Below are 23625 nucleotides of genomic sequence, written 5' to 3' on the forward strand. Positions count from 1 at the left end.
AAAAAAGCCTTATAAGTATATTTTATAAGGCTTGTAATATATTTAACTCTGCGGAAATAATAGAACTATTTCCATTAAATTTATCTTCTTAGGCAACTTTTTGTAACAAATCAAAACACGGGCATTTTTTACAACGCTTATTTTCTGATTTTTTATACTTTTTACAGCATTTGCTTTTTACCTTATCAGGAATCAATGAAACCGATTTTGATAATTTTTTTAATGCTTTTTTCTCTTTCTTTTTTTTGCCCAAAACAAAATATTCTTTGCTAAGGCCAAATATAGTTATTTTTATTTAATCTAAATAAAATATTTAAGAGTATTAAATCTCAACTATAGCGTAAAACTATGCAGGGTTATCCATAGAAGCAGAGGTAACTGTTAATTGCTCAATATCTCTATCAAACAAATACAATCCTCCTTTATCATTACCAATTAAATTTATCTTGTCAAGTATAGTTCTTGCGACTGCCTCTTCTTCTATTTGCTCAGAAACATACCATTGTAAAAAGTTATGCGTAGCATAATCTCTCTCTCCCAATGTTATATGCACCAAATCATTAATACTGCTCGATACAAAAACTTCGTGTTCTAACAATTTTTCAAACATTTCTTTAAAAGAAGTAAACGTTACATTAGGTGCGGCTAATTCTGATACCTGTGCATGACCACCTCGTTCATTTACAAATTTTACCAATTTTAGCATATGATCACGTTCTTCTTGCGATTGCTTATACATAAAACCGGCCACCCCTTCTAAACCTTTAACTTCTGCCCAACAAGCCATCGCTAAATATATTTGAGAAGATTCTGCCTCTATCTTGATCTGACTATTAAGTGCTTTTTCTATTTTTTCGGATAACATATTCTTCTTTTTTAAAATTTAATTGAACATTACTAATTCATATTTTCTTTTCCAAGAGTCATAAAACCCTAAAACATATCTACCATTATACTTAAATATTGTCTCTCCTTTTGTGTCAACTCTATTTTCCTTTCTGTATTCTTTAATTTTATCAAATACGTTTTGAGGAATTTCACCATTAAGGTGATTAAAACTTTCATCAAACAAAGCTTTTATACTTACTGCTCTAGAAGTAGAATATCCTTCGAATGCAAAAGCCGTCGGATTAACGTAAAAACTAACTGCACCAACATTAGCAACAGGAACTCCCATTCCCATTGGCATCATCATCATTCCTCCTCCTCTATTTATTTCTTGAATTCCTCCATAAGTGACTGTATAGTTTGTATCATTTTTATATACTGATATTGCCAAATTACCCCCATTTATTTTTCTAATAAATTTTTTTGTTCCTTTAGGACCCTTTAATTCTCTATAATTACTATACATACCTCCTGTTTGGACTATCTCTGAGTTTTTAAAATAAATAGAATCTGTAACTAGTGCCCAATGGTTTTTATATTCTTCACCTGAAGAATAATTTTTCGCATGCAAAGCTACCAGCCTACTTGTTGCGGAAATAGTATAAATATTTTTGCCATATACAAATGTATTATTTCTTTTCTTTTTTTCTAAAGTTCTCTTAAGAGGCTTTTCAATAGTTCTTCGAGTACTTTCATAGGTATCTAAGTTAACACTAACAATTTGGGTATACTCTTTATTTTCATCAAAAGTGAAAACTACCTTATTATCCCGTATGTACATTTTAGAAAAATTTGAAGTTACTTCTAAAGAATTGGGATTATCTTCCTGTATTTTAACCAAATTTATCTTATCATTTAATGTAAACTGCCCCTGACCACCAATTAGTAGATCATAAAGAAAAACCTGTTTCCCTTTTACATTCTTAAATGCTTTCTTTGATAGATTAATTACTTTTTTTTCAGGGATAAGATTATTTTCATATTTATATAAATATAAAGTAGAAGAATTATTCCCTATTGTAATAATATACAGTGCATTTTTATAATGTGCCGTTTGTAAAAATTTTTGATTAGTTAAATCTAATTTCAATTCATTAAACTCTGAATCTCCAGTTTCAAAAGAAAAACTAACGGTAGCAAATTTGTTCCTTAATTTATTAGTCAAAAAAAGAGTATAATCTTTATTAAAAAAGACACTTTTCCCAATAATTTCTTTGTATTTCCTAGCCTTATCTTCAATATCAAGAGAATCTTTAATTTTTAAATTCTCATCCATTAAATATCCATAAACTCTTTTTCCATCTATTAAAAACAGAGACAAATCATTCTTTTCAGGATGAATAATAGAAACTGTTTTATCCACATACCCATTCTTACTTTTTAAAAAATCAGAGAGGTAAGCAACTCTTTTTTGAGCATGAATATTACTAGTCATCAAAAATAAAAACGACAAAAACAAAACCTTCTTTAAATACATTACAACATTTCTTTTAGGGTAAATAATTACATACTAATTAATAGTCTCTCCATTATTTACGCCCTCTTCATCTGGGTTAACAAAAACTAATTTTCCTTCGGCATTCTCTGTCATTAAAATCATTCCTTCACTTTCCACTCCTCGTAAAGCCCTTGGAGCAAGGTTAACCAAAACGGTAACTTTTTTACCTACTATTTCTTCTGGTTTAAAGCTTTCCGAAATACCAGAAACAATTGTTCTAGTATCTAAGCCCGTATCCACCTTTAGTACCAATAATTTTTTGGCCTTTGGCATTTTCTCTGCTTCTATAATAGTACCTACACGCATATCTAGTTTAGAAAAATCATCAAAAGTAATGGTATCTTTTTGAGCCACTACTTCTTTATTAGCGTTTTCATTTGCTTTTTTTGTGGCTTCTAATTTATCTAATTGCTTTTGCACTTCTTTATCTTCTATTTTTCTAAAGAGTAATTCTGCCTTATTTATTTCATGACCAGAAGCTATGAGCGCTTCTTTCTCTGCTACATCACCCCAAGTTATACTATCTAACTGTAAAATTCCTTTTAATTTGGCAGATGTAAATGGTAAAAACGGTTCGCTTAGAACTGCCAATGCAGATGCTATTTGCAACGCTACATACATGACTGTTTTAACTCGTTCTTCGTCCGTTTTTATTAATTTCCAAGGTTCTTCATCTGCCAAGTATTTATTCCCCAAACGTGCCAAGTTCATAAGCTCTTGCCCCGCTTCTCTAAAACGATACCTTTCTATAGAGCTAGAGATTATTTCTGGGTACTCTTTCAATTTCGCAAGAGTTTCTTTATCTACACTGGAAAAATTTGTCCCTGAAGGTACCTGTCCGTCATAATATTTATGCGTTAATACTACTACACGGTTCACAAAATTCCCAAAAATGGCAACCAGTTCATTATTATTACGAGCTTGGAAATCTTTCCAAGTAAAATCATTATCCTTAGTTTCTGGCGCATTTGCGGTTAATGTATAACGCAAAACATCTTGCATATCTGGAAACTCTTCTAAATATTCATGTAACCAAACTGCCCAGTTTTTAGAAGTAGAAAGCTTATTGCCTTCTAAATTTAAAAACTCATTCGCTGGCACATTTTCTGGTAAAATATAATCGCCATGTGCCTTTAAAATTGCTGGAAAAATAATACAATGAAAAACGATATTATCCTTACCAATAAAATGAACCATTTTAGTATCATTAGATTTCCAATAAGGCTCCCAATCTTTACCTTCCCTAGCCGCCCATTCTTTGGTAGATGAGATATACCCAATAGGAGCATCGAACCAAACATAAAGTACTTTTCCTTCTCCTCCTTCCACGGGTACAGGAATACCCCAATCTAAATCTCTTGTAACTGCTCTCGGTTTTAAACCATCATCTATCCAAGATTTACATTGCCCATATACATTAGACTTCCAATCTTTTTTATGCCCTTCTAAAATCCACTCTTTTAAAAAAGCTTCATGCCTATCTAAAGGTAAAAACCAGTGTTTTGTTTCTTTTAAAGTAGGAACTGCTCCTGTTATAGTAGATTTCGGATGTATTAAATCCGTAGCATTTAACGAAGAACCACAATTTTCGCATTGATCGCCGTAAGCTTCTTCGTTTCCACATTTTGGACATGTACCCACTACAAAACGATCTGCTAAAAACTGTTTTGCTTCTTCATCATACAGCTGTGCTGTTGTCTCTTCTATAAATTCTCCTTTTTCGTTTAAAATTGTAAAAAACTCTGATGCTGTTTTATGGTGAATTTCTGCGGAAGTTCTAGAATAATTATCGAAAGTAATCCCGAAATCATGGAACGACTTTTTTATTATACCATTATACTTGTCTATTACATCTTTTGGAGTTATGCCTTCTTTCTTTGCTTTCATAGAAATGGCTACACCATGTTCATCGCTACCACAAACAAAAGCTACATCATTATTTGTTAAACGCAAATAGCGAGCATAAATATCTGCAGGCACATAAACCCCTGCTAAATGACCAATATGTATAGGTCCATTTGTATATGGCAATGCTGCTGTAATAGTATATCTGGCTGGTTTCTTTTGTTCTGTAGACATGTATAAAATTAATTAAGAAACAAAAATACAGATTTTGCACCTAGTTAATAGCATTCGGTATTAAATGAATTGAAATTTGCCGTAACATAAGGTGCATGCCTGCAACTCATCGAATATTTATACGAAATTTAAAAGGAAGGAGTTATTTTATAAGATATATCCTACAAAAATATTATTATGAGTATTGGAAACCCAAAAAAGTTTACACTTGCAAAAGATGTCGCAAAAGCAAAAAAAGAAGAAAATAAAAAGCTAGAAGCTTCGGTTACTCGAGTATATAAAAAAAATGACCAAAGGGTAAAAAAAGAACTCAATTTCGCTACTAAAAAAAGTAAATCTAAACTGGTTTAAATTTAAAAAAGCCTTCCGGGTACCAGAGTACGCAAGAAGGCTAAGTACATAGTGGGGGTATTTTTAAGCTACCATTACGGATTTACTCATTTTCTTATTTTGCACATTTATCCTATAAATATATTTACCAGTTGCCAAATAGTTTGGCAAACGTTCTCTTATATTTATTTCGGTAGATCCTTCTGACATTCTTTCGCTATATATGGTACCAACATTCTGACCCATTATATTATACAATCGAATTTCTACCACAGCAGAAAATGGCATTTCTATATAGATATGTGGTGTTTCATCCGTTGGATAAAACGGTTTATGCACTATCGCATTTAAAAGTTCTGGACTAAACGGAGTTTCGCCATCTGCTCCGGGTTGTGTTGGCATAGTAGGATCTTCATTATCCATAGCAATATCTGGGAATACAGTTTCGGAATGACACTGAAAACCTAAATCTACAGGAGTATAATTATACCCAGCAATATTTAAAGGATTTAAATGTTGGTTTACAGTAGTTGGATCTACACATAACCATTCTGCGAGGACAGTTCCATACAAATCTCTAAAATCCATTGTATACTCTAAATTTCCTCTCCCATCTGGATCATCTAAAGTTGGGTGTTCCCCAACAAAAGCACTACCATTTAAGCCATTTCCAAAAAACAATGTTGGCGCCGCTTTACCATGATCTGTACCATTGGAACCATTTTCAAAAATTCGTCTTCCAAATTCTGAAAAAGTCATCCCTAATACTTTTTCATCCTGCCCTGTACAGGCTAAATCTTCATAAAAATTATTAATTGCAACAGAAAGATTTGTCATTAACCGTTCGTGCGCCAAAGGCTGATTACCATGAGTATCAAAACCACCCATAGAAATCATATATACTTTAGTACCTAGATTTCCTTTTATCAGCTTCGCTAAAAGTTCTAATTGCCTTGCAAAAGAATTGTCTTGATATTCTACACACTGCAATGCTTCACCACGAAGATAAGCCTCATGGATAGTTCCCGAATATTCATTAGTAACGTTAGAAACTCCTCTTAAAAAACGTAATTGATCACCATACATACAATCATCAAAAAGATTCTCATCTATAGGGTATTGCACACCAGTTTCTGCAATTTGCTGCAATTGATCTACATTATTAGTTACAAAAGCATAATTGGTTTCTTCTCCTTCGAACACTAAATTACCATAACTTCCAATTTGTATTGCCGCAGGGCCTTCTGGCCTACTCCCAGGGAAATCGGATAAATAATCTGGGTATAGATTTTCAAAATGTCTTCCCATCCATCCAGTATCTGTACCACTAAAGCCTGTTGTACTTAAATCTGTGTTTGCAAAAATATCGGAGCCTGTAAAATGAGATAAACTTTGTCCTTCATAACCAACACCATGTACTGCTTTAAATTGTCCTTCTCCCCACATAGACTCCAGAGAACTCATATAAGAAGGTACCCCAAAATCATCTGTAAGTTTTAATATTTTACTTTCAGGAATATATATATTAGGCCTAGCATTAGCGTAACTATCGTATTGATTTATTGGAATAACGGTACTAAGACCATCATTACCACCCGAAAGACGAATTAGAACTAATATATTATCGGTTTCAATATCTGCTAAAGCATTTGTTAACTTTGATGGCGCAGATGCGGTTAAAAGGTTAGAACCTAACATCATACTTCCAGAACCTGCAAGTCCTAATGTTTGCAAAAAGGAACGGCGGCTCCATGTTGTATGTTCTTCATTATGACCTTCATGTTCTTTGCCTTTGTGAGGAGAATTATGGTGAGTATCGCACATAGTAGTAGGTTTTTATTTTAATTGAAATTCAGGTTGTCTTCCAAGATGTTGTAATAGAAGATAAACTTGGGTCGAGGCATTTGGCAGCGTCATATTCCATGAAAAATTATTAGGATCAGGGCTATCTTCATAAACGCCATTATCCTCATAAGGGCCTCTAAAAATCCCAATTGCAGTATCATAATCTGCTTGTGTTAACAGACCTTTGGGTAGTATCTTATCTATAATAGATGTAGCTACCTCTGCTGGATCATTGTTTGTAATACCATTAGGATTTGCAGCTTGAACACCAAAATCTCTAAATTGTTCCGGGTTACTATCATAAAATCCCTGTAGAATTGTTTCTATTGTTAACCAACGACCAATCATAAAATTGGTATTAATCCAAGATCTATCTCTTTGCCAACCAGCAACATCAAAAGGCTCAAATAAGGTTTGCCCTAATAAAGATGTATAATTAATAACCTCACTAATATTGGTATTGGTAATTGTAAAATTTGTTTCTTTAAAAAGGTTAAAATAAAGATCAAAAGGGCTTTTAATAATTACCCCTACTGCCTCATCATCGAAAAAATGTTGACTCTTAAATAATTGACGTAAAACGGGTGCAATTTCAAAATTATTAGCAACAAATGTAGTTGCAAGACCGTCAATTATAGTTTGTGCATTATTAGCTGCATCTCTAGAATCAGGGTGTACAAAAAACTCATATAGTTTTCTACAAATAAATTCAGCTATTTCATTAGGACGTTGTGCAAAAAGAATATCATGCACATCTTGGTAATTCCAGTTTCCTGTTTGTCCGAATATTGTTTTACTACCTGCATCATGTTTAGTAGCATCAAACTGAACGGGCTCACAACCTATTTCTCCTCTTTCTACATATCCTGTAAGTGCTCTTGCAGTTTCAATAATATCTTCTTCAGTATAGCCATTACCTTCTCCTAGAGTAAAAAGCTCATAAAGCTCTCTACCATAATTTTCATTAGGATTGTTTCCATTATTAAATACACCGTCCAAATAATACAACATAGCATTAGTCAAACCAATTTCTACGACAAAATCTCTAAAATTGCCTAATGCATTCCTTTGTAAACAATTTATATAATGATATAAAAAAGAATTACAATCATAAACATCTATTTCCGTAACAAAATGGTTACTCCAAAAGAAACTCATTCTGTCTCTTAAGTTATTATTTAGCAAATCATTACCATATGCTAATCCCCATTCTTGTCTTTGGGAATTTTCCAATTGTCGCCTCTGGTCGTTGTCGGCCGGGTAATTATTATTATTCCAATCTGCCCAAGCTGGAGCAGGAGTTGGCGCTAAATTAAGAGCTTGGTCTACAAGCGAATCTATCAAAGTATTAGCTGTTTGACCAATTGCAGCGTTGATTGTATCTACAGAAGCACTGAATCCAAGTCTTCTGTATAGATGTGCTGCCTTTTGCTGATCCAAAGGAACAGTATAGACAGCTAGTGAAGAAGTATTACAATTAATGAAATATTCCATAGCGATTTAGGCATTAGTATTTTAGTTCTTAGAGTTGGGGCTCTATCTTAACGTAATGAAATTTGGTATAGTATGATTATACCATTATTTTCGTTAAGAATTCGAATTTACAATGTTTTCACTATAAAAACGCTGAACGGCCTGTATTTTCGATGAACTGCATAAAACCATCTAATTTTATGGGATTACATAACGAATTTGGAAAAAAAGGAGAGCAAATTGCGGTAGATTATCTACTCAAGAATGGATATCTTATTAAGTACAAAAATTACAGATACCTAAAAGCAGAGATTGATATTATTGCTCAAAAAGGACCCATATTGGCTATTGTAGAAGTTCGTTCTAGAAGTACAGATTTTATAGAAAACATTGCAGATACTATCACTAAAAAGAAAATTCAGTTACAAGTCTTAGCCGCAGATCATTATGTTACAGATTTGGATTTAGATGTTGAAGTTAGGTTCGATGTGATTACAATTCTTAAGAATAAATCCACTTTTGATTTAAATCATATAGAAAATGCATATTATCATTTCTGACAATTTGTTTTATTTGTAACAGTTTGTTATATTTGCACTACCAACAACTAAAGCAATGAAAACAATATCATCCGTAGTAGAACAGTACATTAAGAAAAAACCTTTTCTCCAAAGTGCTTTAGCACAGGGAATTATTAACTTAACTTCTCTTTCTAGAATAGTAAAACCAGAGATCGAAGAAGAACTTGGAAAAGACATCCGAAATGGTGCAATTGTAATGGCTCTTAAACGTTTGTCCGATGATTTGGAGTTTCGTGCTACGCATAAGATAATTAAAGTACTAAAGAATATTGGCGAAATAACGGTTCGCTCTTCCTTAACAGATTACACTTTCTTGGCTTCGGATACTATATTAAGACAACAAGCCAAATTATTAGAAGAGATAAATGCAAACCAAGATGTTTTCTATACTTCTTCTAGAGGGGTAAATGAAATTAATATTGTTATAAGCAACTTAATGGATAGTGTTGTTGAAAATCTGTTTGTTGCTGAAAAATGTACTCAAAAGGCCCAAGATTTATCTTCTATAACCGTAAAACTGCCTTCTGAAAATGTTTCTGTTCCAGGTATATACTATTTTATATTTCAACGATTAGCTTGGGAAGGCATCGTATTGTACGAAGTAATTTCAACTACCAATGAATTTACAATTTTAGTAGATGACGCGCAAGTTGATATAGCGTTCAAAACAATTAAAGACTTAAAAACTCTATAGATTAATTACCATTACTGAGTAAGAAATTCTATTACTGCTTTATCGTCCTCTGGTTTTGCAATAAAACGTTTATCCTTATCTAAAATAAAATAGGAAGGCGTTTGGTTAATGGCATATAATTTTGCGTATTTACCTTGCCACTTTCCTAAAGCAAGTGCATGCTCAAAATTTGGTAATTTGGCAATTTCTATTTTCCAATTAACCGCATCATCTTCTATACCTATTGCAACCACTTTAGTATTAGGGTACTTCTTTAACTCCTTATGTAACGCTGGCAATTCTTTTAAACAATGGGAACAAGTACTACTCCAAAATACCAATACATAGTTTTCTCCCCCACTTAAAGAACTAAGAGATTTTTCTTCCCCTTTTCCTCCCCAAATTACATCTGGAGCAATAGCCCCTATGCGTAATCTATTATGTAATTCTATAGCGTCTATTATATCTTGTTTATCTTCTTCTTCAGCAAGAACTTTTAAATAATCATCATAAATAAAGTCCGACAATTTATTAAATTCACTCGCTGCCGCCTGGGACCATAAATTATAGTATAGATGAAGTCTATATCCTTTAGAAACTGCCTGAGTATAATAATCCACTTTACGAACATTATTTTGCATTTCTTTTTCCGTGGCTTCTTTGGAAATGGTTTCTAATGGAAGCGCGGTAAAAACATAATTTACCACCTTATCTGTTAAAAAACCAGATGCTTGTAAAGTAGCGTTTGTAAAATCTAGTCCGTTAAAATAATTCTTTTTTTTATTCGCTATAAAATCCTGAATAGTTTCGTACTCTGTAGGCATATAAGGTTTGTTACCTTTAATAAACTCCCCAGCAATTAAGTTTTTTGTCTTTAATTCATAATTAGCTTGGGTTGCTTTTACGTTCTTAAAAAGTGCATTGTATTCTTCTAGATTGGTATTTCCAGAGGTATAATAGTTAATAATTCTGCGTTCTAAATCATGTAACTCCTTAAAATAGGAAGTAAAAAGAATATTCTCTTTAGAGCTAATAAAAGCTACACCACTTTCTGTAGTAAAAGACAATTCTATGTTTTCTTTACCGTTATACAACACGTCAAAATAAAATTCTTCTTGTGGCACTGCATATACCAATCTGTACGTTCCCGCAGGTGAATTAGCTGGCATATTTAAAACAAACTTTCCATTCTTTATCGCTGTATCGGCAACGTACACTTGTGTCCCCGGTTTTAACCTATAAGCTATTAACCAACTATAATCTTTAGCTGGCGCAAAAGTCCCTGAAATGGTATTTTGTGCAAAGGCTACCCAACTAAACAATAATACTAAACCAAGAATAACTTTTTTCATATCCATTATATTTTTCTTCTTCCAAATGTAATTAGCATTTAAAGGTTTTTCAAAAACAATACCAAAACGAAACTTTTTAAAACTTTAAAGGTTGCATTACTTTTAACGCCTTTTCTACAGTGTTTATATTTTCAAAAACCAGTAGTAATCGAAGTCCGTTTCTTGTCTGCTTTTCTTTCATTTTACAAACTTTAGTATGCGCTTGCACAAATTGAAGTACCTTAGTAAAAACAGGGCTTTGATAAAAATTAGACTGTTGATCTGCAATAAAATAACCAATAAGCTTCTTTTGTTTCATTACCACTTTCTCTAATCCTATCTGATTTGCAATCCATTTTATACGGACCGAATGTAACAAATCTACAGCTGGCGTTGGTAATTCGCCAAAACGATCTACTAGTTCTTTCTCATATTTAACAAGGGCTTCTTCGTCCTTAAGCGAGTTTAGGCTGGTATATAAGGTTAAACGTTCTGTAATATTATTTATATAATCGTCTGGGAAGAGTAATTCAAAATCCGAATCAATTTGAGTCTCTTTTACGTATACTTTTTCAGCTGCTCCTTCTACCTCTTCATACAAATCTTTAAACTCATTTTCTTTAAGCTCACTAATAGCTTCAGATAGTATTTTTTGATAGGCATCAAAACCAATCTCATTTATAAACCCACTTTGCTCTCCTCCTAAAATATCTCCAGCGCCACGAATTTCTAAATCTTTCATGGCAATATTAAACCCACTTCCCAATTCTGTAAACTGCTCTAAAGCTAGTATTCTCTTACGTGCATCATTCGTCATAACCTCATATGGTGGGGTTATGAAATAACAAAATGCTTTTTTATTACTTCTTCCTACACGACCACGCATTTGATGCAAATCGCTCAAACCAAAATTATTGGCATTGTTGATAAAAATTGTATTAGCATTAGTTACATCTAAACCGCTCTCAATAATAGTAGTTGACACTAGAACATCAAACTCCCCATTCATAAAAGAGATCATTAAGGCTTCTAGTTTTTTACCTTCCATTTGTCCATGACCAATCCCAATCTTAGCATCTGGTACCAACCGCTGGATCATCCCAGCAACTTCTTTAATATTCTCAATTCTATTATGAATAAAAAAAGATTGCCCTCCTCTTTGTATTTCATATGAAATGGCATCACGAATAGTCTCTTCAGAAAAACGAATAACTTCACTTTCTATAGGATACCTATTCGGTGGAGCTGTATTTATTTGAGATAAATCTCTTGCTGCCATTAAACTAAATTGCAAGGTTCTCGGAATCGGAGTAGCCGTTAAGGTTAAAACATCTACATTTTCTTTGATAGATTTTAACTTGTCTTTTACCGCAACACCAAACTTTTGTTCTTCATCTACAATTAGTAATCCTAAATCTTTAAACTTAACATTTTTATTTACTAATTGATGTGTACCAATAATAATATCAACTCTACCAGACTCCAAGCCCTCTAAGGTTAATTTTCTTTGTTTAGCTGTTTTAAATCTATTAAGGTAATCTACGGTAACTGGCATTTCTTTTAATCGCTCCGCAAAAGAACGCGCATGCTGAAAAGCCAAAATTGTTGTCGGCACTAATACCGCTACCTGCTTGCCATTATCTACAGCTTTAAAAGCTGCCCGTATTGCTACTTCTGTTTTACCAAATCCTACATCACCACAGACCAAACGATCCATAGGACGTTCACTCTCCATATCTTGTTTAATATCTGCCGTAGCCTTACTTTGGTCTGGCGTATCTTCATAAATAAAAGAAGCTTCTAGCTCATGCTGCAAATAACTATCTGGTGCATACTGAAACCCTTTTTCTAAACGCCTTTTGGCATATACTTTAATTAAATCGAAAGCTATTTTCTTAACCCTAGATTTTGTCTTTTGCTTTAATTTTTTCCATGCTGCAGATCCTAATTTAAAAATCTTGGGAGGATTTCCATCTTTACCTGTAAACTTAGATATTTTGTGCAGGGAATGAATACTTACGTAAAGAATGTCTCTTTCCCCATACATTAATTTTATGGCCTCTTGCTTTTTACCCTCTACATCTATCTTTTGTAAGCCTCCAAATTTTCCTATTCCATGATCTATATGCGTTACATAATCTCCTACCTCTAATTTTGTGAGCTCTTTTAAGGTAATAGCTTGCTTTTTGGCATAGCCGTTTTTTAATTGGAATTTATGGTAGCGTTCAAAAATCTGATGATCTGTATAACATGCTATTTTAAGATTGTCATTAATAAAACCTTGGTATAATGAAAAGACAATTGTTTTATAATGTACTTCTTGTTCTACCTCATCAAAAATATCATGAAAACGTTGCGCTTGTTGATCGGTTGCGCAAAAAATGTAATTGGTATATCCGTTGGAGTTATTTGTATTTAAATCTTCTATAAGTAAATCGAATTTCTTATTAAAAGAAGGCTGTGGTTTGGTTTTATAAATAACTTCTTCAGCAGATCTATCGGAGATAGTTATTAATGCTGATGCGTTTTTGCCAAGGGTTAATAATCTAAAATTAGATAGCTCCACTTTAAGTAATTTAGCATTTACAAAAAGCTCAATGGGTTCTGCATGTTTTATCTCTTCGGATAATTTTGCAAAAGCAGAAATAGCTTTTGCAAAGAAAGTATCTAAACGATCAAACAAAAAATCTAAATTCTTGACAAAAACTACTGTGTCCTTGGCTACATATTTTAGAAAGCTCTCCCGCGTTTCTTCGGAAAATTTATTCTCTACATTAGGAATAATCGTTATTTTATTAATCTTCTCAGTAGACAATTGTGTTTCCACATCGAAAGTTCTAATACTATCTATCTCTTCTCCAAAAAACTCAATTCTATATGGTTGATCATGAGAAAAAGAGAACACATCTACAATACCCCCACGAACAGAAAACTCGCCAGGTTCGGTTACAAAATCTACTCTTTTAAACTTATACTCAAATAGCACTTCATTTAAAAAGTCTAAACTTAAAGTGTCTTCGACTTTTATTTTTAAGGTGTTCTTTTCTAAATCTTTCCTAGTTACAACTTTTTCAAAAATAGCATCTGGATAGGTAACAATAATCGCAGGTTTTTTTCTAGAATTAATTCTATTTAAAACCTCAGCTCTTAAAAGAACATTAGCGTTATCTGTTTCTTCGATTTGATAAGGTCTACGATAGCTTCCGGGATAGAACAGTACATCTTTATCTCCAACAAATTGCTCTAAATCGTTTAGATAATATGCTGCCTCTTCCTTATCATTAAAAATCAATAAATAAGGAACCTCGGTTTGTTTAAATGTATCTGCTAGAACAAAAGATAGAGCAGAGCCTGTTACCCCTGTTAAAGCAATATTTTTTTCGGATTGGACAATAGTATTTTTCAGTTTCTGCGATTGCGGAGACTGTGCAAAACCTTGTTGAATAGTAGAATAGGTCAACGGTATAAATTTGTGCAAATATAACTTCTCCTAGTAATGCTAACAAAAAGCAGCTCTCTTTTTTATCGTAACTCATTACCGACATAATTAAACATCTAATCAAAAAAAAATATTAGAATCTAAATAATAATTTTAAAAATTTATATTTGTGATCTTAAACAACAAGAATTTATGTCAATTTCAAATTTATTTGATAGCGGATTTCGAAAAAGAAACCAAGATCATTTTGCAGCAATTGTAAAAGTTGCAATGAGTGATGGAGTAATTACTGAAGATGAAAAGGCTTTTTTAGACAGATTGGCTAAAAGATTAGACATCTCAGAACATCATTTTGCTGAGATTTTAGAAGATTACCATACTAGGCCTATTAATCCTCCAACTAGTTATGACAAACGTTTGGAAAGATTATATGATTTATCTCGCATGGTATATGCGGATAATGAATTAGGTGAAAAACAAACTGTAATATTGCAACGCTTAGGCGTTGGCTTAGGGTTTTCGCCTGCAAACATATCTTATGTTGTAGATAAAGCTCTAAAATTAGTAGATGCTGGAGTTGATTTAGATAACTTTATAGAAGAAATAAAGAACATGAATCGTTAGTTCAAGTCTAGAAATAAAATAAAAAAGGCGTTCTTTATAAAGAACGCCTTTTTTATTTTATGCATGTTTCGCAATACATTCATGTAATTTTTCTACCATATTTTTGCTTCCACAAAAGAACGGTACTCTCTGGTGTAATTCAGTCGGTTCTATATCTAAGATACGCCTAAACCCATCACTAGCAATACCATTGGCTTGTTCTGCTAAATACGCCATAGGGTTACATTCGTATAATAAACGAAGTTTTCCGTTTTCTGCTATATTACTTTTAGGATACATATAAATTCCGCCTTTTATCATATTTCTATGAAAATCAGAAACTAAAGAACCTATATATCTAGAAGTATATGGCCTATCTTCATCTTCCTCTTGACAATATTTTATATAATCTTTTACTCCTTGTAAAAAATGCACATAATTACCTTCATTTATGGAATATATTTTACCAGACTCTGGAAATTTCATATCCGGATGAGAAAGGTAAAACGTACCTAATGCAGGGTTCAAAGTAAACCCATTAACACCTGCTCCGGTACTATATACTAACATAGTAGATGTTCCGTAAACAATATACCCCGCAGCAACTTGTTCATCCCCTTTTTGTAAAAAATCTCTTAACTCCACAGGAGTTCCTACGGGAGTTACTCTTCTATAAATAGAAAAAATTGTACCTACAGAAACATTTACATCTATATTAGAAGAACCGTCTAAGGGATCTATTAACACAACATATTTATTCTGATGATTATCATCACTACTATTAATAGTAATAAAATCATCTTCTTCTTCCGAAGCAATACCACATACAATTTCGCGATTCTTTAGTGTCTGGATAAATATATCATTAGCCATCACATCTAATTTTTGCTGGTTCTCCCCTTGTATATTCATATCCCCAGCCGCGCCTAAGATATCTACAAGTCCGGCTTTATTAACCTCATGGTTTACAACTTTAGCAGCCAATCTTATAGCATTAATAAGTTTAGAAAGTTCTCCCGAAGTATATTGAAATGCGGATTGATTTTCAATAATAAACTCTCCTAATGTTTTGTGTTTTTTAAGCATTATACTGATTGTGTTTATTTGGTTACAAATATCGTCTATTTTGTGAAACTATAACGTTTTCGATATTTTTTGATTTTTAAATTTATAACTATGTGTTATATTTGTAACATGTATTAAAGTATAGATTGGAATGGTCAATAGCAGAACGCCATTTTTATATTAGAATTGCATTTTATATCTAAAATATTCAAAGCATGAACTTTACCATTAGAGATAGTCAAATAGCCGATATGCCACAGGTATTGTGCTTAATTAAAGAATTGGCTCTTTTTGAAAAAGAAGAACATGCTGTAGAGGTTACTGAAGAAAACCTTGTAGCAGACGGATTTGGAGAAAATCCGTTGTTTCATTGTTTTGTTGCAGAAAGTGACTCTAAAATCGTTGGTATGGCCTTGGTTTACCCTAGATATTCTACTTGGAAAGGACCTGTTCTACATTTAGAAGACCTCATTGTTTCTGAAAAATACAGAGGTACAGGACTAGGCAGTGCTTTACTAACTTCGGTCGTTACGTATGGTAATACTTTGGGTGTAAAAAGAATCTCATGGGAAGTAATAGATTGGAACGATCCCGCTATAGCTTTTTATGAATCTAAAGGGGCCAAAGTTATGAGAGATTGGGACGTTGTACAATTAGACGAAGAAGGAATTAAAAAATTTTTAAAATAAAAATACATTTTCCCCATAAAGGAAAACAAATAATATAAGAGTAATGAGAGTTTTTAAATTTGGTGGTGCGTCTGTAAAGGATGCTAATGGAGTAAAAAATGTTGTAAAAGTATTACAAGAAGTAGGTTACGAAAATACATTGGTAGTTGTTTCCGCAATGGGCAAAACAACCAATAGTATGGAAGCCATAGTAGATGCGTATTTTAACGAAAAAGCTAACTTACCTTCTAAAATACAAGAAGTTACTGAATACCATGCCAGTATTTTAAAAGATTTGTTTCCCAATAAGGAACATCTTATTTACCAAAGGGTAAAAGAATTGTTCGATGAAGTTAAGGGGTTTTTAGCATGGAATAAATCCCCGAATTATAACTTTGTATATGACCAAGTAGTAGGTTATGGGGAATTAACATCTACTAGTATTATAAGCGCGTACTTAAACGAAATAGGAATGCAGAATACGTGGTTAGATGTTAGAACTTTAATTAAAACAAATAATATTTATAGAGACACAACAGTAAACTGGGAAAAAACGCAGGAGCAAATCTCTGAAAAAGTAAATAAAAAAGTACTCAATATTACGCAAGGCTTTTTAGGCAGTGATGATAATAATTTTACTACCACTTTAGGAAGAGAAGGGTCGGATTATACTGCCGCAATTCTGGCATATTGCTTAAGTGCAAATTCTGTAACTATCTGGAAAGATGTACCAGGAGTTTTAAATGCAGATCCAAGATATTTTAAAGAAACACAACTCTTAAACAAGATATCTTATAAAGAAGCCATTGAACTTGCCTTTTATGGAGCCTCTGTAATTCATCCTAAAACCTTACAACCATTACAACGTAAGGAAATACCGTTACATGTAAAGTCTTTTTTAAATCCTAAAAATGACGGTACAACCGTTGGAAAAGGTAATGGCATTGAACCTAAAGTACCTTGTTTTATAGTTAAAAAAGATCAAGTGCTAATGAAACTATCTTCCTTAGACTTTTCCTTTATTGTTGAGAATAACATCAGTGATTTATTTAAACTTTTTCACGATTATAAAATGAAGGTAGATCTAATTCAAAATTCTGCAATTAGTTTTTCTGTTTGCGTAGATAATAGATTTGGTCGTTTGCAGGAGTTGCTAGACACTTTAAAAAGTAGATTTAAAGTAGTACACCAAGAAGGAGTTTCTTTATATACTATTCGCCACTTTAATACGGAAGCGATTTCTTCTTTACAAAATGGATATGAGGTTTTATTGGAACAGCGAGCAAAGGAAACAGTACAATTGGTTGTAAAATAAATAAGTCCAGTTACTATATATTAAAAAACAGTTCTTAGAGCTGTTTTTTGCTATATTTACAATTCCGAAATTTTTTTAAATCTATGGGTTTAGTAACCGCAAAGGAAGTAGCAAAAGCTATCAACCTAAGTAAATATGGCTTTTTAGGTACTTTTATTGGATGGGTTCTGATGAAAGTAACCAGAATATCCAGTATCAATAGATTTTATGACGAGCATAAACATTTAGAAGGGATTGCCTTTTTAGATGCTATTTTGGAATACTACGAAATAGATTTTGAAATTCCAGAAGAAGATTTTAGGCGTTTACCAAAAGATGGTTCTTACATCACCATATCTAATCACCCATTAGGAGGTATTGATGGTGTATTACTTATGAAGTTATTGGTTTCTCACCGATCAGACTTTAAGATTATTGCCAACTTTTTACTAAACAGGATTGCTCCTATGGAGCCCTACATTTTACCTGTAAATCCGTTTGAAAATAATAAAGATGCAAAAAGTAGTATAGCAGGCTTTAAAAGTGCCATGAGCCACTTACGTGCTGGCCACCCATTGGGAATTTTCCCTGCTGGGGAGGTGTCTACGTATAAGGATGAAAAATTAATTGTAGACAAGCCCTGGGAAGAACCCGCCTTAAAACTAATTAGAAAGGCAGAAGTACCTGTAGTTCCTATTTATTTTCATGCCAAAAACAGTTCTCTATTTTATCGTTTGTCCAAAATAAGTGATGTCTTTAGGACAGCAAAATTACCATCCGAAATATACTCTCAAAAAAACCGTCCTATAAAAGTGCGCATAGGGCAACCAATTAGTGTTAAAACCCAAAAAGAACAAAGCACTTTAGAAGAGTTTACAGAACTGTTAAGAAAAAAAACATATATACTATCTAATGCGTATGAAAAAGAGCGCTTAATAGATCAATTACCAAGTACTTTAAAAATTCCTAAAGCTCCTAAAAAAATTGCTTCTGCGGTACCATCGGAAGTAATGGAAGGAGAAATTGAAAAATTAAGAGATAAAGACTGTCGTTTACTACAAAGTAAAAACTATGAGGTTTTTTTAGCTCAAGAAAAGAATATGCCTTTTATTCTAAAAGAAATTGGTAGACAACGAGAAGTTACCTTTAGAGCCATTGGAGAGGGAACAAATAATGCAATAGATTTAGATGTTTTTGATTCCTATTATTATCATTTATTCCTTTGGGACAACACGGCAAAATGCATTGTAGGCGCGTATAGAATGGGAATGGGTTCCGAAATATTTCCTGAACATGGCATAGATGGTTTTTATTTACAAGATTTATTCCGAGTAGAACCAGAATTATATGGAATGATGCAAAACTCCATAGAAATGGGCAGAGCCTATATTGTAAAGGAGTACCAACAGAAACCAATGCCACTATTTCTGCTTTGGAAAGGTATTGTACATACTACTTTAAGGCACCCAGAACATAAGTACTTAATAGGGGGAGTTAGTATCAGTAATCAGTTCTCCAACTTTTCCAAATCGCTTATGATAGAGTTTATGAAATCTAATTATTGGGACCCCTATGTAGCCCAATATATACGTCCTAAGAAAGAGTTTAAAGTAAAACTAAAAGATGCGGATAAAGAGTTTGTTTTTGATGAAACTCAGGCAGATTTAAACAAGTTTGATAGAATTATTGATGAAGTAGAGCCTGGTAGTCTTCGTCTACCTGTTCTTATTAAAAAATATATAAAACAGAATGCTAAAGTAATTGCATTTAATGTAGACCCGCTTTTTAATAACTCTGTAGATGGTTTAATGTATATTAAAATAGCAGATTTACCAGAGAGTACTGTTAAACCTGTTATGGAAGAATTTCAGGCAGAATTAGAGCGTAAAATGGCTGACGCTAATACTACCAAATAAAGTATCCTATTCACTTAAGACTAATACAAACCCCTCCATTTTCACATCCAAATTAGTCCTGAAAAGCACAACTAAAAATTTCATTTTTCATTTACTATTAAAAAATAATTTTTAGGGATAAAAAAACCTAAAATATAGTACTAATTGGTATATTATAAATTTATATACCAATTAGACCATAATTAATTGCCTGACAATTAAACCTATAAATAAAAAGTAGTCGTGAATTAAGGTTTATAAAATATTCTTAAAAATTATATTAAAAACACATACCATTAAGTATATTATTAAGAATTACTTAGAACCATATAACCTATTTACAGCTCTTAATATTAAACGGGCCCTACCTAATTCTGATTGTTTAATTTTTTTGTACGTTCTATTTAAATAGTATTCTACTGCAGCATTACCTTTAAATTCTTTCCTTGCTTTATATAAATCTAATGCAACTTGTAAATCTTGGGGCACATAAGAAACTCCTGTATATTCTTGAAGTAATTGTAAATTAAGAAAACCATATTCTTCCGTTGGCTCTAACACAGTACCCTCTCCATAATCATTCCATGTAACCAATTGTATAAAATCAGCAGCTTCATGATGCGTATAATTAAGGGTTTCTACAAAAACATTCCCATTATCATGTGTTATACTCCAATCATGTTGCAGACCCCAACCTCCTTCTTCATAAAAACTGTTAAAGCCCGGATAACTACTTCCTACGGTTATTAAATTATTGCCTATATACTCATCATAGTAATATTCATGAGCAGTTAAATGATCTTCGGCCACCCACAAAAATTCTCCAGAAGCACTATTCCCCACCATGTTTTGGCTTGCCCATAAAGTTAAAAAATGAGGTTTTTCATTTATAGGAAAAACAGAAAAAATACTATCCCAATCTGCAGTACTAGTTATGCTGCTGGGGCCAAATAAAAACATAAGTTCTTCATTATTATGCTCTAGAAAATTAAGCTTATTAAAATACGTATCTTTAATATATTGAAAATCCATCGTTGCTGCCTCGACAATACTAGTTGCTAACCCCTCATTATATACCTCCTCCGCTGCTCTATCTTCATACATAATGGAAAATTCCATACCAAGATCATCTAAACGTTCCATAAAAGACTCCGTCGATTGCTTAATTAAATCGTAATCATGAACATCTTTACTACCGTACCAATCGAAAATAACTCCATCAATTCCAGATAATTTCATCATTAAAAAATGATACTCCTGTAAATCTGGATCATTAGAAGAATACGGACCTATTATAGGATAGTAATAAGAAGCTATTTCTCTTTTCCCATCTGCATCAAGAATATCCGGATTCTTATTGGCCATAGTCCAGTGTTGCCCCCAATAGCCATCATATTCCACACTTTGAAACCAGGGCATATAGTGCGCATAAACTTTCTTAGGATTTTCTTTAACCACATCCATCCCAGAGATATCAACCACCCTACCTTCTTTAGTCATTTTTCTAAAAGCATCTTCCTCCTCTAAAACAGAAAGCAAAAGAGAGTCCGATACAATAGAGTCCACCGCAACACTAAACACCCCGTCATCCGAACTTTCGTTGTTAATCTTGTCCTTTTCGCAAGATTGAAAAAAAACAAAAAATACTAATAACCCAAAAACTAACTTTTTACAATACCTCATACAATTAAATTAAAAATTAATAAATTGGGGGTTATTGCAAAATATAACATGCTACGGTTTATTCTTACAAATAATAAAAAATTAACAAAATTTTAATAATATATTTTTGTGCAAATTAAAAACTCATATACTAACCGTTAATAGAGTCTCAAGTATTTTATAATTTTAAAGAAAAACTTATGTCAAAACCCTTTATTCTGGATTCCACTTTTTCTAATGAAAACTACACTCAAAATCGTCTTCCCCGAGGAGAATATGAAAACTGCATTTTTGAGCGCTGTAATTTTGAAAACAGCTTACTAGATAATCAAAACTTCATGGAATGTACATTTATAGAGTGTAATTTAAGTTCATCGAATATTACAAATACCATTTTTAAAGAAGTCTCCTTTGTTCAATGCAAAATGTTAGGGATACCTTTTGAAAGTTGTAATACTTTTTTAATTGATTTTACATTTGATACTTGTGTCTTAAACTTATCTTCTTTTTATGGATTAACTTTAAAAAATCAATTCTTTAAAGGATGTACTTTAAAACAAGTCGATTTTACAAAGACGCAACTATCCGAGGTAATTTTTAGTGATTGCGACTTAGAGCAATCCATTTTTGACAGAACCTTACTCCAAAAGGCAGATTTAAGTACGGCATATAATTATACCATTGATCCAGCAATAAACAATATCACAAAAGCAATATTTTCGAAAGAAGGGATTTCAGGCTTACTTACAAAACACAATATTGTAATAAAATAAAGCCTAATTATTCACTCTTCCATAGTATTTCTTCCTAAAAGGATAATTTGTAACTTGTAACGAGCATAAATACTTTTCTTATGAAATTTATTACATTATTATTACTACTATCTACTCTAACGACTTATAGTCAAAACACGATAAAATTAATAGAAGGGGGAAAATCTCCAAAGGCAAAACTATCAGATGTTAAATGGATATCTGGCCATTGGAAAGGTCATGCATTTGGAGGAACTACTGAGGAAATATGGAGCCCGCCATTGGGAGACTCTATGATGTTTGTATTTAAACTTGTAGTAAATGACAAAGTTTTATTTTATGAAATTGGGCATATTCAAGAAAAAGAAGGAACACTTATACTACAATTAAAACATTTTGCTTCCGATTTAAAAGGTTGGGAAGCGAAAGAAGAAACAGTAGATTTTAAACTCGTAAAACTAGAAGAAAATAAAGTTTTTTTTGAAGATTTTACAGTAGAAAAGATTGGGGAAAATGAAATTAATATATACGTAGTAATTAAAGATGAGCATGGTACTAATAAGGAAGAAAGGTTTAATTACAAAAGGCAGTAGTATATGAAAAAACAATGCCTAGAATGTAGTACCGAAATAATAGGAAGAGTAGACAAAAAATTCTGTTCCGATTACTGTAGAAATGCATACAACAACAAAATAAACAAAGACAGTAAAAATTTAATTAGAAATATTAACAATCGACTCCGAAAGAACTATCGAATTCTGGATAGCTTTGCTCTTAAAGATGGTAAAACCAAAACCACAAGAACTAGGCTTTTAGACCGAGGTTTTGATTTTGATTTTATCACCAACTTATATACTACAAAAAAAGGAACTACTTACTTTTTTGTTTACGATTTAGGATACTTACCCTTAGATAACGATTATTACATGATAGTTAAAAGAGAGTAACTGTCCTAAAACTACTTATAATTTTGTCCGCTTAATTTTAAAGCAGCAATTACAATATCTTTACGGCTTATTTGTCCGACTAAAATTCCATTTTTCATTACAGGAAGTCTACGTCTATTTCCTTTATGAAAAACTCCTGCAGCATCAAAAATACTAATATTATGTCCTATTGTTTCCACGTTTTTTGTCATAAAACGCTCCACGCTTTTATCTAAAATTGGTTGATTAAAATAACGACTTTCGGAGATTTGTTTCATACAATCTGCTTCGGAAATAATCCCAACCAAAAAACCATTATTATCAATAACTGGTCCTCCAGAAATGTGGTTTTTTGCAAAAAGTTCCATTACCTCCAATATAGACTGCTCTGGACTAAATGTAAGCAACTTTTTAGTCATATAATCTTCAACCAATAATGGAGCATCAAATTCCTTCTTCGTAGTCTTTCTAATCCCTTGAAAACTCTTAATTCCCATATGCTTTTATTTTTAGGTTGATTACTAAAGATAGAAAAAAATTACGAAATTCCTAATAATATTCACTTTATTATGTCATTATATTATCATTTATCACTTTTTAGCATTAATTTTACATTAAATAAA

The 23625-nt window shown here is 32.4% G+C and carries 20 protein-coding genes; 10 read left to right on the forward strand and 10 right to left on the reverse strand.

Features of this window, described 5'->3' with window-relative positions:
• Positions 1 to 346: 346 nt before the first annotated feature.
• From Q0856_RS04095 to metG, 3 genes are read right to left on the reverse strand one after another with little or no spacing between them, the layout of a single operon-like run.
• Positions 347 to 865 carry a ferritin gene (locus Q0856_RS04095; RefSeq protein WP_298502876.1) on the reverse strand — a complete coding sequence of 173 codons (519 nt, stop codon included), beginning with the start codon at positions 863 to 865 and terminating at the stop codon, positions 347 to 349.
• 18 nt (positions 866 to 883) lie between these two features.
• Positions 884 to 2365, reverse strand: a complete 1482-nt coding sequence (locus tag Q0856_RS04100) for a hypothetical protein (RefSeq protein WP_298502879.1) — start codon at positions 2363 to 2365, stop codon at positions 884 to 886.
• Positions 2366 to 2398: 33 nt separating this feature from the next.
• Positions 2399 to 4465, reverse strand: coding sequence for a methionine--tRNA ligase (gene metG / locus Q0856_RS04105; protein ID WP_298502881.1), 2067 nt, complete (start codon positions 4463 to 4465; stop codon positions 2399 to 2401).
• A 177-nt stretch (positions 4466 to 4642) separates the two neighbouring features.
• Here metG and Q0856_RS04110 point away from each other — a divergent pair, with 177 nt between their 5' ends.
• Positions 4643 to 4816, forward strand: coding sequence for a hypothetical protein (locus Q0856_RS04110; RefSeq protein WP_298474516.1), 174 nt, complete (start codon positions 4643 to 4645; stop codon positions 4814 to 4816).
• A 63-nt stretch (positions 4817 to 4879) separates the two neighbouring features.
• Here Q0856_RS04110 and Q0856_RS04115 read toward each other — a convergent pair whose 3' ends face one another.
• Positions 4880 to 6619, reverse strand: a complete 1740-nt coding sequence (locus Q0856_RS04115; protein ID WP_298502884.1) for a DUF1501 domain-containing protein — start codon at positions 6617 to 6619, stop codon at positions 4880 to 4882.
• A gap of 12 nt (positions 6620 to 6631) precedes the next feature.
• The gene (locus Q0856_RS04120) at positions 6632 to 8134 is read right to left on the reverse strand and encodes a DUF1800 domain-containing protein (RefSeq protein WP_298474520.1); all 1503 of its coding nucleotides are present in this window, start codon (positions 8132 to 8134) and stop codon (positions 6632 to 6634) included.
• A 179-nt stretch (positions 8135 to 8313) separates the two neighbouring features.
• On the opposite strand from Q0856_RS04120, the gene Q0856_RS04125 reads away from it, so the two are divergent.
• Together Q0856_RS04125 and Q0856_RS04130 are read left to right on the forward strand one after the other, a co-directional pair.
• Positions 8314 to 8673: a YraN family protein gene (locus Q0856_RS04125; RefSeq protein ID WP_298474522.1), complete on the forward strand. Its 360-nt coding sequence runs from the start codon at positions 8314 to 8316 to the stop codon at positions 8671 to 8673.
• A gap of 55 nt (positions 8674 to 8728) precedes the next feature.
• Positions 8729 to 9388 carry an aspartate kinase gene (locus Q0856_RS04130; RefSeq protein WP_298474524.1) on the forward strand — a complete coding sequence of 220 codons (660 nt, stop codon included), beginning with the start codon at positions 8729 to 8731 and terminating at the stop codon, positions 9386 to 9388.
• Positions 9389 to 9399: 11 nt separating this feature from the next.
• Here Q0856_RS04130 and Q0856_RS04135 read toward each other — a convergent pair whose 3' ends face one another.
• Together Q0856_RS04135 and mfd are read right to left on the reverse strand one after the other, a co-directional pair.
• Positions 9400 to 10719 (reverse strand): TlpA disulfide reductase family protein, encoded by a 1320-nt coding sequence (locus Q0856_RS04135; RefSeq protein WP_298502887.1) that lies wholly within the window; start codon positions 10717 to 10719, stop codon positions 9400 to 9402.
• A gap of 76 nt (positions 10720 to 10795) precedes the next feature.
• Complete coding sequence (mfd, locus tag Q0856_RS04140; protein ID WP_298502889.1) at positions 10796 to 14158, reverse strand: transcription-repair coupling factor; 3363 nt, start codon at positions 14156 to 14158, stop codon at positions 10796 to 10798.
• 171 nt (positions 14159 to 14329) lie between these two features.
• Between mfd and Q0856_RS04145 the strand changes: the two genes are divergently transcribed.
• Positions 14330 to 14761, forward strand: coding sequence for a TerB family tellurite resistance protein (locus Q0856_RS04145; protein ID WP_298474529.1), 432 nt, complete (start codon positions 14330 to 14332; stop codon positions 14759 to 14761).
• Between the two features lie 57 nt (positions 14762 to 14818).
• On the opposite strand, the gene fbp is transcribed toward Q0856_RS04145, so the two are convergent.
• A complete protein-coding gene (gene fbp / locus Q0856_RS04150; protein WP_298474531.1) occupies positions 14819 to 15826 on the reverse strand; it encodes a class 1 fructose-bisphosphatase in 1008 nt (335 codons plus the stop codon).
• A 194-nt stretch (positions 15827 to 16020) separates the two neighbouring features.
• Here fbp and Q0856_RS04155 point away from each other — a divergent pair, with 194 nt between their 5' ends.
• The 3 genes from Q0856_RS04155 to Q0856_RS04165 all read left to right on the forward strand — a co-directional run bounded on the left by Q0856_RS04155 (position 16021) and on the right by Q0856_RS04165 (position 19683).
• On the forward strand, positions 16021 to 16494 hold the full coding sequence (locus tag Q0856_RS04155; protein ID WP_298474533.1) for a GNAT family N-acetyltransferase: 474 nt from the start codon (positions 16021 to 16023) through the stop codon (positions 16492 to 16494).
• A gap of 43 nt (positions 16495 to 16537) precedes the next feature.
• Positions 16538 to 17788, forward strand: coding sequence for an aspartate kinase (locus tag Q0856_RS04160; protein WP_298502891.1), 1251 nt, complete (start codon positions 16538 to 16540; stop codon positions 17786 to 17788).
• Between the two features lie 83 nt (positions 17789 to 17871).
• A complete protein-coding gene (locus Q0856_RS04165) occupies positions 17872 to 19683 on the forward strand; it encodes a lysophospholipid acyltransferase family protein (protein ID WP_298502893.1) in 1812 nt (603 codons plus the stop codon).
• Positions 19684 to 19977: 294 nt separating this feature from the next.
• Here Q0856_RS04165 and Q0856_RS04170 read toward each other — a convergent pair whose 3' ends face one another.
• Positions 19978 to 21345 carry a glycoside hydrolase family 71/99-like protein gene (locus Q0856_RS04170; RefSeq protein ID WP_298502896.1) on the reverse strand — a complete coding sequence of 456 codons (1368 nt, stop codon included), beginning with the start codon at positions 21343 to 21345 and terminating at the stop codon, positions 19978 to 19980.
• A 179-nt stretch (positions 21346 to 21524) separates the two neighbouring features.
• Between Q0856_RS04170 and Q0856_RS04175 the strand changes: the two genes are divergently transcribed.
• From Q0856_RS04175 to Q0856_RS04185, 3 genes are all read left to right on the forward strand, one after another.
• A complete protein-coding gene (locus Q0856_RS04175; protein ID WP_298502898.1) occupies positions 21525 to 22097 on the forward strand; it encodes a pentapeptide repeat-containing protein in 573 nt (190 codons plus the stop codon).
• An 80-nt stretch (positions 22098 to 22177) separates the two neighbouring features.
• Positions 22178 to 22669 carry a DUF6265 family protein gene (locus Q0856_RS04180; protein WP_298502901.1) on the forward strand — a complete coding sequence of 164 codons (492 nt, stop codon included), beginning with the start codon at positions 22178 to 22180 and terminating at the stop codon, positions 22667 to 22669.
• Positions 22670 to 22672: 3 nt separating this feature from the next.
• Entirely contained in the window at positions 22673 to 23023 is a 351-nt protein-coding gene (locus Q0856_RS04185) for a hypothetical protein (protein ID WP_298474545.1), read from the forward strand.
• Between the two features lie 11 nt (positions 23024 to 23034).
• On the opposite strand, the gene Q0856_RS04190 is transcribed toward Q0856_RS04185, so the two are convergent.
• A complete protein-coding gene (locus Q0856_RS04190; protein WP_298474547.1) occupies positions 23035 to 23499 on the reverse strand; it encodes a CBS domain-containing protein in 465 nt (154 codons plus the stop codon).
• Between the last annotated feature and the right edge of the window lie 126 nt (positions 23500 to 23625).

The sequence above is a fragment of the uncultured Maribacter sp. genome, from assembly GCF_947496775.1.
Classification (GTDB): domain Bacteria; phylum Bacteroidota; class Bacteroidia; order Flavobacteriales; family Flavobacteriaceae; genus Maribacter_B.